We start from the raw sequence: 10205 nt of genomic DNA, 5'->3' as shown, positions 1-10205 counted from the left end.
CATAGAGCAAGTTGAACATTAACTGGATCAACTTTAAGAATAATAGATGCTTTGAAAATAAGTGTTGTTGATGCACTAATTCCATTTGATGCAGCTATTAATGCATGTACCTTAAATCCTGCAAGATTACTTAGAATAGACGATAGAAAGGGGATGATAAGGGCTAACTATGATGCTGATATAGTTATTATAGATGATAGCTATAATGTATTAAAAACTATGGTAATGGGTAAATTTGAATATACTATTTATATATATTTTTGTTTTTCACATTACATATGAAAAAGCACCTTTCATCTCACGACTAAAGTCGTGAGTGTTCAGGTGCATTTCATAAAAAAAACCTATCTCAAAAATATTTATATACATTTTTTCAATAAATGTTCTTTATATAAATCTATTATTTACTATATTCAAATTTACCCATTACCATAGTTTTTAATACATTATAGCTATCATCTATAATAACTATATCAGCATCATAGTTAGCCCTTATCATCCCCTTTCTATCGTCTATTCTAAGTAATCTTGCAGGATTTAAGGTACATGCATTAATAGCTGCATCAAATGGAATTAGTGCATCAACAACACTTATTTTCAAAGCATCTATTATTCTTAAAGTTGATCCAGCTAATGTTCCACTTGCTCTATGAACACTACCATCTGGAGAAATAAATACTCTTTCTCCACCTAAATAATATTCTCCTTCTCCACAAGCCTTAGCAGATATTGAATCACTAACCATAACAGCATGACTAGCGCCTTTAGAATTAAAGTATACATTTAAAACTTCAGGTTTAACATGTATTCCATCACAAATTATTTCAGCAAAAGTATCTCTTACTCTCATTGAAGCACCTACTTGCCCTGCCATTCTTTGGTGTAATCCTGTCATCCCATTAAATGTATGTGTCATAAGTCTAGCACCATTAGCAAAGGCCATAACTGTTTCTTCATATGTAGCAGCACTATGACCTACACTAATAATAACTCCATTTTTAGATAATTCTCTAGTCATTTCATAGTCAGTATCTTTTTCTACTGCTAATGTAATTATTAATAATAAGCCATCAGAAGCTTTTTGAAATCTATTGAATTTTTCAATATCTGGTTTTACTATGCAATGTTCAGGTTGAGCACCTTTATGTTTAACATTTAAGAAAGGCCCTTCAAAATTAATTCCTAATATAGTTGCACCCTCATAACCTTCTTTTCTAACTTTAATTACATTTTCTGATGCTTTTGTTAAAACTTCTTCTGTTTGTGTAACTGTTGTTGGACAAAAAGCTGTAACACCTTCTGATGGTAAATACTTAGTCCAAGTACGAAGACCCTGCTCATTTGCGTCATTAGTATCAAATCCAACTGCTCCATGTGTATGAACATCTATAAATCCTGGTAATACTCTATTATTCCCAAAATCATAATCAACTTTTATATTTTCATCATAAGGCATTATTCTTTTTATTTGTTTACTTTCTACTTCTATTATACAAGCCAAAAATTGATTAGCTGTCCACACTCTTTTACTTCTAATTAACATATTATAGATATCCCCCTTTTTAATTATTTACTATTTAATCTTATAATTTCAAGAACTACATCTCTTGCCTTTAACATATCTTCTAAGCATGCTATTTCATATTGTCCATGGAAATTTTCTCCACCTACAAATAAATTAGGACACATTAGACCCATAAATGTTATCTTAGAACCATCAGTTCCACCTCTTATAGGTTTTATATCTGGTTTTATATTAAGATTTTCCATAGCCTTTTTGGCTAGTTCAACACTACGCATATCATTTTTTATTAAATCACCCATATTATAGTATTGATCAAACATATTATATGTTATTATATTTCCATATTTTTTCTTGATTTTATTAGCAACTTCTACACAAAATGCTTTTCTTTGTTCAAAGATTTTCTTATCATGATCTCTTATTATATATGTCATAGTAGTTTTTTCTATTCTACCTTCCATATTATGTAATAAATAAAAACCTTCGTAACCATCAGTTTTTTCAGGAACTTCATCTTTAGGGAACATACTAATTACTTCATTAGCTATTAATTGAGAATTTACCATTTGATCTTTAGCAGTTCCTGGGTGTACTGAAATACCAGTAATATCATATTCTATTTGTGCAGCATTAAAACTTTCATATTCTAATTCTCCTAATGGTCCACCATCTAAAGTATAAGCAAATTCACAATTAAAATCTTTAACATCAAAAGTATCTGCACCCCTACCTATCTCTTCATCTGGACCAAAGGCTATTCTAATTTCTCCATGTTTTATTTCAGGATGTTTAATTAAATATACTATAGCATCTAATATTGCTACTATTCCTGATTTATCATCTGAACCTAATAAAGTTGTCCCATCAGTAGTTATTAATGTTTTTCCTATATAGTTTTTTAAATTAGGAAATTTTTCTACTGTCATAACTATATTTTCTTTTTTATTTAAAACTATATCTTTTCCATCATAATTTTCTATTACATTAGGTTTAATTCCTATTGAATTAAAATCAGCAGTATCTACATGTGCTATAAATCCAATATTAGGAACTTTTTTATCCATATTACTTGGAAGTGTGGCTGTTAAAAACCATCCTTTAGTAATATGTATATTTTCTAAGCCTAAATCAACTAATTCTTTTTTAAGCATAAATAAAAATTCTTCTTGTTCCTTTGAAGTTGGTACTGTATTATTACTCTCATAAGATCTTGTATTAATTTTAGTGTATCTTACAAATCTTTCTAATAAAGTTTCATTCATTTTAAATCACCTTTTCCACTATTTTTAGTACTATATAAGTTAAACCACTGGCAACTATTGCACCAACTGGTGTTCCACCTACAAATGCTACTCCTGCAACCACTCCAAGAGATACAAATAATACTATTTCTGGTTCAATTAATTGTAGGTGTATACCCTTAGTTGCTATTATAGAAGCTATTACACCAACTATTAATGCTATTATTCCCTCTTTTTTCTTCAAAGTTAATATTACTTCATTTAATCCTATACTACCTGTTGCGATAGGCACTAAAACACTTACAGTTATTATAAATATTCCAATTTTTAAACCATTAACTTTAATATCTGGTAAATATTTATTACTATATGGAATTAATTTTAATGCTATTAAGGTTAATGCTGAATAAACAAGTATTTTATTTTTACCTACTAAGCCTATTAGTCCTATAATTGCTAATATAATGTAACTTTCCATTATATTCCCTTAAAATATTTTTCTAATCTATTTAAAGCTTCATCTAATTCAGGTATATCTTTTATAACAGATAATCTTACATACCCTTCTACATTAAAGCAAATTCCAGGAACTATACCTACATGTGTATTTTCTAGTATTTCTGTACAAAAACTAAGTGAGTCTTTATTTGAAATTTTAGAGTATGATGCGAAAACATAAAATGCTCCTTCAGGTTTTATAACACTAAAGCCTAATTTTTCAAGACCTTTTACCATATAATCTACTCTTTCTTTATTTTGTTTTATTACTTCACTTCTATCTAAACATTTTTCAAGGGCTACCATTGCTCCATATTGTGATAGTGTGGCAGTTCCTGTTGTAGTATATTGACTTGCTTTTATTAAATTAGCAATATTTTTACTACTTGATAACATGTAACCTATTCTATAACCTGTCATAGAATGTGATTTAGAAAATCCACTAATAATTACTACCTTGTCTTCTATATCTTGATATTTAGCAATAGAGTGGAATTTTTCAAATGCTAATGCTGCATATATTTCATCACATAAAAGATACACATTATTTTTTCTTATAACATCTGCTATTTTGTCCATTTCTTTCTCACTTAAACAAACTCCTGTAGGATTATTTGGATAAGTTAAAACTATTGCCTTTGTTTTATCTGTAATATTGTCTTCTAACATTTTTGCAGTAACTTTAAACCCATTATCTTTAGTGTCTATATATACTGGTTTTGCACCTTCCATTAAAATATTAGGTTCATAACCTGGGTAAGCCGGAAGCGGAACTAATACTTCATCATTTTCTTCTAATACGGCTCTACAAAAAACCGCTATACCTTCTGTTGCACCTATTGTTATTATACAATTTTTCATATCATAATTTGATCCAAAATATTTATTATAATATTTAGCAATCTTTTCTCTTAATTCTATCATTCCACCAGTTGTTGAATAACCTATTTTTACATTTTTTATTTTGTCTATCATTTCATCCTTAATAATTTGTGGAATGTCTTGACTAGGTTCTCCTATTGTAAAATCTATACCATCTTTAAAATCTCTCATTTTTAATGCAATTTGCCTTATTTTAGATACTTCTATACCTTCTATTATTTTTCTCATTCATCTCTCCTTTAAATTCACTATACTTCTATTATATTCCCTAATAAGTTTTATTTCAAGAAAAAAGAGTAAATTCTTTTCATTTACCCTTATTTATTTTGATATTTATTTTCAATTTTTCTATTTTAAACCATCTAAAAACGTTTGTAATATTATGGTTGCCGCTATCATATCTACAACTTGTCTTTTTTGTTTACCATTTTTTTTTGAAAAATTTCTTAAATAATATTCTGCTTCTTTGGTAGTGTATCTTTCATCAATATAATTTACTTCTATACGAGCATCTTTTTCTTTTAATTCGTTTATAAATTTCTCTACTTTTTCTACCTGTATTTCACTTGCACCACTTAATCTTAAAGGTTTACCTACTACCAATTTATATGTCCCTTCATCAGCACATATTTCTAATATTTTTTTTATTGCATCTTCTTTTTCTCTATTTATGACTAGTAAACTTGTAGCTAAAATACCTAATGGGTCACATTTAGCAACCCCTATTCTTACATCTCCTAAATCTAGTCCTATATATTTTTTCATTATTTTCCCTTAATAAACTCTAATGTTTTATTTAATGATTCTCCTAATTTAGTTATATCTTTTGCTCCTGCTTGTGCAAAGTCTGGTCTTCCACCACCATTACCACCTGCAATATTAGATGCAAATTTAACTATTTCTCCCGCCTTATATTTCTTAGTTAATTCATTAGTTACACCTGAAACAAATACTAAATTATCTCCTGATTTAGCTGCAAATAGTATTACTGCATTATCTAATTTTTCTTTTGCTTTATCTAAAATAATTTTTAAATTAGAACTTTCTACTTTTAATTCTTTAACTAAAATCTTAATTCCATTATACTCTTCATAATCTTTTAGTATATCATCTAATTCTGAATCTATTAATTTTTGTTTTAAACTTTCAATTTCATTTTCTAAATCTTTAATAGTTTCTTTTTGTTTTTGTACACCACTTAAAAGATTACTTTGCTCAACTTTTAATTCTTGACTTAAATCATATATAGTTTTCATATTTTTTACTGAATATTCATAAGCTGCTACACCTGTTATTGCTTCTATTCTTCTAATACCAGAAGCCTTTGATTCTTCTGATAATATATAAAATGAACCTATAAGTCCTGTATGTGGACAATGTGTTCCACCACAAAGTTCTGCTGAATAGTCAACTATATCTACTACTCTTACTGTATCTTTATACTTTTCTCCAAATAAAGCAATAACTCCCATTTCATCTGCTTTTTCTTGTGTTGTATAAGTTACTTCTACCCTATTATTATTTTGTATAATTTCATTAACTCTTCTTTCAATAGTTCTAATAGTTTTCTCATCTAGTTTTTTATTATATGTAAAATCAAATCTAAGTCCTTTATCATAAACTAATGAACCTGCTTGATTTACATGATCTCCTAAAACTTCTTTTATTGCTTTATGTAATATATGTGTAGCAGTATGATTTCTCATAGTTCCTGCTCTAAATACTTTATCTACTTTAAGATTAACTTTGTCTCCAAGCTTTGGTACATTTCCACTATTGATTTTAATATAGTGCATAAATATATCTGATTTTTTAGCCATATCTATTACTTCTGAACTAAAATCATCATTAAACATTATACCTTTATCACTTACTTGTCCACCTTGTGCTGAATAAAATGGTGTTTTATCTAAAATTATTTGTAATCCATTTTTAGTTTCTTCTACACTTAATATAGTTGCAGTATCTTCTAATGTTTCATAACCTGTAAACTTAGTTTCTCCGTGTTCTTTATAGAATTTATCAATAAATTCATCTTTAATCATATCACTTAAAACTACTCTTGCACCTTTTGATCTTTCAACTTGTTCATCTAATTTTAAATTAAATTCTTTTTCATCTGCAATTTTACCTTTACTCTCACATACTAATTTAGTAAGTTCAAATGGAAAACCAAAAGTATCATATAGTTTAAATGTTATTTCACTAGGTATTTTTTTATCTTTTATTTTTTCTATTTTAGATAATAATAACTCTGTTCCTGATTTTAAAGTTTTAGCAAATTTTTCTTCTTCATCTTTTATAATTTCTTCTATATATTTTTGTTTTTCAACTAATTCAGGGTAGGCTTGTTTCATAGTTTCTACTACTGAATTTACTAGTTTATATAAGAAACTTTCACCACTATTAAATATTTTTTTATTGGCTATGCTTCCAGTACCATATGCTCTTCTTATTAACTTTTTAAGTATATAACCACGACCATCATTAGATGGAATTACTCCATCACAAATTAAGAAAGTACATGCTCTCATATGGTCTGCTATTATTTTTACACTAGTATCTTGTTCATTATCTTTTAATTCTAATATTTTTTTAATATCTTTTATTATTAGGGCAAAAATATCTGTTTCAAAGTTATTACTTTTACCTTGAACAACAGAAGCAACACGCTCTATACCTGCTCCCGTATCTATATTTTTCTCAGGTAATGGAACTAATGAGCCATCTTCTAATCTATTCCATTCAGTAAACACTAAATTCCATATTTCTAAGAATCTATCTCCTTCATCTCCTGGTTTAGCATTTATTTCCTCATTATTCTCACCCATATTTTGTGTGTCATAATATATTTCACTACATGGTCCACAAGAACCAACAGGTCCTGCTGCCCACCAGTTATCTTCATCGCCTAATCTAACCATTCTTTCTAGCGATATTCCAACTTCTTTAGTCCATATATCATATGCTTCATCATCTGTATGGTGTACTGATATCCATAATCTATCTTTATCTAATTTTAAATGCTCTGTTATATATTCCCATGACCAAGAAATTGCTTCTTTTTTGAAATAATCTCCAAAAGAAAAATTTCCTAACATTTCAAAAAAAGTATGGTGTCTAGGTGTTACTCCAACATTTTCCAAATCATTAGTTCTTATACACTTTTGATATGTAGTTATTCTTTTGTATGGTGCTTTTTTTTCTCCTAAGAAAAATGGTTTAAAAGGTACCATACCTGCTACTGTTAATAATAAAGTTTTGTCATCTGGTATTAAAGAAGCACTTTCAAAATGTTTATGTTTTTTAGATTCGAAAAAATCTACAAAACTTTTTCTTAATTCATTACCTGTCATATTATTCCTTTCGATTTTTCATTTCATTTATATATTGCTTTAAATCTTGTAATGTGTTTAAAGCCTTTAATGGTGTCATGCTATTTATATCTATATCCTCTATTTCCTCGATTAAGTTTTCTAACATATTTAATTTTTCTTCTGTATTTTCTTTAGATTCTAAATAACTCGGATTATCAAATAAAGATAACTGCCCTATATTTTCATTTTGTTGTATTAATATTTGTCTTTTTTCTAATTTATGTAATAAATTTTTAGATTCTCTTAAAATCTCACTAGGTAAACCTGCTAATTTGGCAACATAATTTCCATATGATTTATCAGCACTACCTTTTGAAATTTTACGAAGAAATATAATTTTAGAATTTTTTTCTTCTACTTCTATTCTATAATTAACTATATGCTCATATCTTTGCTCTAACTCATTTAATTCGTGATAGTGGGTCGCAAATATAGTTTTAGCACCTATCTTATCATGTATGTATGTAGAAATGGCTGACGCTATCGATAAACCGTCATACGTCGATGTTCCACGACCTATCTCATCTAAAATTATTAAACTCTTGCTAGTTGCATTATTTAAAATATTAGATACTTCACTCATTTCAACCATAAATGTACTTTGTCCTGTCAAAATATCGTCTGATGCACCTATTCTAGTTAAGAACTTATCTATAATACTTAAACTTGCAGATTTAGCAGGTACAAACATTCCTATTTGGGCCATAATACATATTAACGCAATTTGTTTCATGTATGTTGATTTACCAGCCATATTAGGTCCTGTTAAGATAACAAAACTTTTGCCATATGAAAAATATGTATCATTTTCTATAAATTGACTAGTTATTAATTTTTCAACTATAGGGTGTCTTCCATTTAATATTTTTATCTCATCTTTATCATTAAATGTAGGTTTAACATAGTTATTAGATACACTTACATATGCAAAAGATGCCATAACATCTATATATGATACTATATTGGCTAATGCTGATAATTTATCTTTATATACCTTTATTTCTTCTGATAAAGACTTTAATATATTGTATTCTAAATCATTTAATTTTGCTCTTGCATTTATTATCTTATCCTCATATATTTTAAGTTCTTCTGTTATATATCTTTCGCAATTTGATAAAGTTTGCTTTCTAATATATTTTTCAGGAACTTCTGATATATTAGATTTACTTATTTCTATAAAATACCCGAAAACTTTATTATATTTTATTTTTAAATTTTTTATTCCCGTTTCTTCTTTTTCTCTTGTTTCTATTTTAATTAAAAATTTATTTCCATGATGCAATATGTCATTTAATTCTTTTGTTTCTTCATTAAAATCCTCTTTTATCATTCCTGCTTCTCTTACAGTAAAAGGTGGATCTTCAACTATACAATTATCAATTTTATCAATTAATTCTTGCATAAAACTTATATCAGTTTCTTCAAATTTTTCAGGCCATAATTCACATATCTTTATATATTTTTTCAGAGTTTTAGATATAGCTCTTAAATCTTTTCCATTTTCACTACCAAAAATTATTTTACTTAATATTCTTTCTAAATCATAAGTATCAGTTAATTCATCTCTAATATCATCTCTTAATATCATATTATCTATTAAATAACTTATATCTTTTTGTCTATTTAAAATTTCAGTTTTATTCATTAATGGGTAATTAAGATATTCTTTTACAAGTCTACTTCCCATAGAAGTTTTACACTTATCTATTATCCAAAGTAATGTTCCATATGAACTTTTATCTCTACCATTTTTAATTAATTCTAAATTCTTAGATGTCGTTATATTTATATCTGCATAATTTTCACTTTGTAATAATGTAATTTTAGGTATATTTAAATCAATGCTTACCTGATTTTCTAATATATAGTCTAATAAAGAGGCACAACAATCTATTAAATTCTTATCAAATATTCCAAAACTATCTAATGATGCTATATCAAAATAATCACACAAAAAACTAGCAGAATTTCTAGGTTTATCAACCATAGATATACTTATTTCGCTATTTAATAAAGAAGTCTCTATTTTAGTATAATTTGATTTAGTTATTACTAATTCTTTAATATCTAGTCTATAAATTAGTGATAATATATTAGAAATATCTGTTATAAAGGCTTTAAAAGTTCCAGTAGTTATATCTATGTATGAAATATATGCATTATCTTGTTCTATTACTACACTTGCTATATAGTTGTTCTTGTTTGCTTCCAAATTATCTACATCTATAACTGTCCCCTTAGTTATTACTTTTATTACTTCTCTTTTAACTAAACCTTTGGCTTCTTTTGGATCTTCTACTTGCTCACATATTGCTACTTTATATCCTTCATTTACTAATTTATTTATATATTGACTAGCACTATGATATGGAATTCCTGCCAAAGGAACATCTTTATCCTTTTCTTTATTTCTCGAAGTCAAAGTAAGCCCTAAAACTTTAGAAGCTGTAACTGCGTCTTCAAAAAACATTTCATAGAAATCTCCTAATCTAAAAAAAAGTATTTCTTCTTTATATTTTTCCTTTATTTCTCTATACTGTTTCAAAAGTGGTGTTGACATATTTCCCCCTTTTCTATACCTTTTATTTTAACATTTAGAAGAACTTTTTTCAATAATCTGAAACTCTCATGACTAAAGTCGCAAGGTTCTTTGGTATTAAACTTCTATTAGTTTTACCT

General features: G+C 27.3%; 8 protein-coding genes. 1 reads left to right on the top strand and 7 read right to left on the bottom strand.

Annotation, left to right across the window (positions count from 1 at the left end):
- Positions 1-39 precede the first annotated feature (39 nt).
- Complete coding sequence (locus tag AWT72_RS06925) at positions 40-282, top strand: amidohydrolase family protein (RefSeq protein WP_306765434.1); 243 nt, start codon at positions 40-42, stop codon at positions 280-282.
- Between the two features lie 118 nt (positions 283-400).
- On the opposite strand, the gene nagA is transcribed toward AWT72_RS06925, so the two are convergent.
- The 7 genes from nagA to mutS form a co-directional block, all read right to left on the bottom strand.
- Positions 401-1543 carry an N-acetylglucosamine-6-phosphate deacetylase gene (nagA, locus tag AWT72_RS06920; RefSeq protein ID WP_067142850.1) on the bottom strand — a complete coding sequence of 381 codons (1143 nt, stop codon included), beginning with the start codon at positions 1541-1543 and terminating at the stop codon, positions 401-403.
- Positions 1544-1566: 23 nt separating this feature from the next.
- Positions 1567-2787, bottom strand: a complete 1221-nt coding sequence (pepT, locus tag AWT72_RS06915) for a peptidase T (RefSeq protein WP_067142848.1) — start codon at positions 2785-2787, stop codon at positions 1567-1569.
- Between the two features lies 1 nt (position 2788).
- On the bottom strand, positions 2789-3244 hold the full coding sequence (locus AWT72_RS06910; protein WP_067142846.1) for a DUF441 domain-containing protein: 456 nt from the start codon (positions 3242-3244) through the stop codon (positions 2789-2791).
- Positions 3244-4374 (bottom strand): pyridoxal phosphate-dependent aminotransferase, encoded by a 1131-nt coding sequence (locus AWT72_RS06905; protein ID WP_067142843.1) that lies wholly within the window; start codon positions 4372-4374, stop codon positions 3244-3246. Before AWT72_RS06905 ends, AWT72_RS06910 begins: the two co-directional genes overlap by 1 nt.
- A gap of 120 nt (positions 4375-4494) precedes the next feature.
- Entirely contained in the window at positions 4495-4911 is a 417-nt protein-coding gene (gene ruvX / locus AWT72_RS06900; RefSeq protein ID WP_197035241.1) for a Holliday junction resolvase RuvX, read from the bottom strand.
- Positions 4911-7502, bottom strand: a complete 2592-nt coding sequence (alaS, locus tag AWT72_RS06895; RefSeq protein ID WP_067142837.1) for an alanine--tRNA ligase — start codon at positions 7500-7502, stop codon at positions 4911-4913. The genes ruvX and alaS overlap by 1 nt, the downstream gene beginning before the upstream one ends.
- A gap of 1 nt (position 7503) precedes the next feature.
- The gene (gene mutS, locus AWT72_RS06890; RefSeq protein ID WP_067142834.1) at positions 7504-10086 is read right to left on the bottom strand and encodes a DNA mismatch repair protein MutS; all 2583 of its coding nucleotides are present in this window, start codon (positions 10084-10086) and stop codon (positions 7504-7506) included.
- Between the last annotated feature and the right edge of the window lie 119 nt (positions 10087-10205).

Origin of the sequence: Oceanivirga salmonicida (assembly GCF_001517915.1) — a bacterium.
GTDB lineage: Bacteria > Fusobacteriota > Fusobacteriia > Fusobacteriales > Leptotrichiaceae > Oceanivirga > Oceanivirga salmonicida.
The sequence above is the reverse complement of the archived record's forward strand: the minus strand, read 5'-3'. Positions and strand labels throughout refer to the sequence as shown.

Coding starts and splice junctions, on each gene's coding strand:
- nagA (WP_067142850.1), bottom strand. CDS start 1,543: ATGTTAATTAGAAGTAAAAGAGTGTGGACAGCTAATCAATTTTTGGCT.
- pepT (WP_067142848.1), bottom strand. CDS start 2,787: ATGAATGAAACTTTATTAGAAAGATTTGTAAGATACACTAAAATTAAT.
- AWT72_RS06910 (WP_067142846.1), bottom strand. CDS start 3,244: ATGGAAAGTTACATTATATTAGCAATTATAGGACTAATAGGCTTAGTA.
- AWT72_RS06905 (WP_067142843.1), bottom strand. CDS start 4,374: ATGAGAAAAATAATAGAAGGTATAGAAGTATCTAAAATAAGGCAAATT.
- ruvX (WP_197035241.1), bottom strand. CDS start 4,911: ATGAAAAAATATATAGGACTAGATTTAGGAGATGTAAGAATAGGGGTT.
- alaS (WP_067142837.1), bottom strand. CDS start 7,502: ATGACAGGTAATGAATTAAGAAAAAGTTTTGTAGATTTTTTCGAATCT.
- mutS (WP_067142834.1), bottom strand. CDS start 10,086: ATGTCAACACCACTTTTGAAACAGTATAGAGAAATAAAGGAAAAATAT.